Source organism: Streptomyces neyagawaensis (genome assembly GCF_023516595.1).
In the GTDB taxonomy this organism is placed as follows: Bacteria; Actinomycetota; Actinomycetes; order Streptomycetales; family Streptomycetaceae; genus Streptomyces; species Streptomyces neyagawaensis.
In genome coordinates, this window is the sequence record NZ_JAMGBG010000219.1 from 1 (window position 1) to 1,139 (window position 1,139).

At 65.0% G+C, this 1,139-nt stretch carries 1 protein-coding gene; it reads right to left on the reverse strand.

Annotated features, from left to right (window positions below):
• On the reverse strand, positions 1-1,128 hold the full coding sequence (locus M8J73_RS44060) for a tyrosine-type recombinase/integrase (RefSeq protein ID WP_055537456.1): 1,128 nt from the start codon (positions 1,126-1,128) through the stop codon (positions 1-3).
• Positions 1,129-1,139 lie beyond the last annotated feature (11 nt).

Genomic DNA, 1,139 nt, shown 5'->3' on the forward strand with positions numbered 1-1,139 from the left:
TTATGCGGTGAGGTCGAGGTTGAGGATTTTGGCGGCTTTGCTGATGGAGCCGGGCATGAGGTGTCGGTAGATCTTGAAGGTGATCTCGATGGTCTTGTGGCCCATCCACTCGGCGACGTCGGTGATGGGGATGCCGTGGGTGAGGCAGTTGGAAGCGAAGAAGTGCCGCAGGCCGTAGACGACCATCCCGTCGGGGATGTCGACCTGGCCGGCCTTCTTGATCCGCTGCCACTGGTTGGCGATGTGGTAGTGCGGGAAGGTGCGGGTCGGGTCGCTGGGGTGGCGCAGCAGGTAGCCGTCGACGGTGCCGTGCTTGTCGGCGTACCACTCGATGCTCTGCCGCACCCGATCGGGCAGGGGAACGTCCCGGTACTCGCCTGCCTTGCGGTGCTTGAGCCGCTCGTAGTGGCAGGTGGTCCGGTTGACCTGTTCGGTGATGCGGTACACGTCGTCGGCGACGATGTTGTTGAGGTTGACCGCGAACGCCTCGCCGTTGCGCATGCCGCATCCGCTCATCAGATCGGCGACCAGCCGGAAACTGTCGTCGCCGGCGGTGCGTATCTGACGCAGCTGCTGGGGCGAGGGGATCACCACCCGCTTGGGGTCGTACTGCGGCGGCTTGATGCCGGCCACCGGGCTGTCGTCGAACAGCCCGAGCCGGTTCGCGTCCAGCAGGATCGCCTTCAGCTTGTCGAACGCGTTCGCCTGCGCGGCCAGACCGACCCCGCCTCGCTCCAGGCTCCTGATGAATCCCTCGACGACCTTGTGGTCGAAGGTGTTCATCCGCCGGCTGCCCAGCAGTGGCAGCAGATGGATGTTCAGCAGCGACTCCAGATGCACCACCGAAGCCGGCCCCAGATCCCGCTGCCCGGCCTTCCACTCGCCGGCGTACTCCTCGAACCGCATCGCCCCGTACCGTGCGATCCGCTCCGCCTTCGCATGACCCTGAGGCGCCGCCTTCTTCGCGTTGTAGACCTCCGTCAACCGCGCGATCGCTCTGTCCTGGGTGGCGAACCCGGACTCCTTCACCTGCTTCCCCGCCGCAGACCTGTACCGGATCTTGTACGGATGAGAACACTTCGACCACCGCGACCGCGGATGCTCACACTCCTTGAAAAACGACCCCATCCCACGAACCA

Coding starts and splice junctions, on each gene's coding strand:
- M8J73_RS44060 (WP_055537456.1), bottom strand. CDS start 1,128: ATGGGGTCGTTTTTCAAGGAGTGTGAGCATCCGCGGTCGCGGTGGTCG.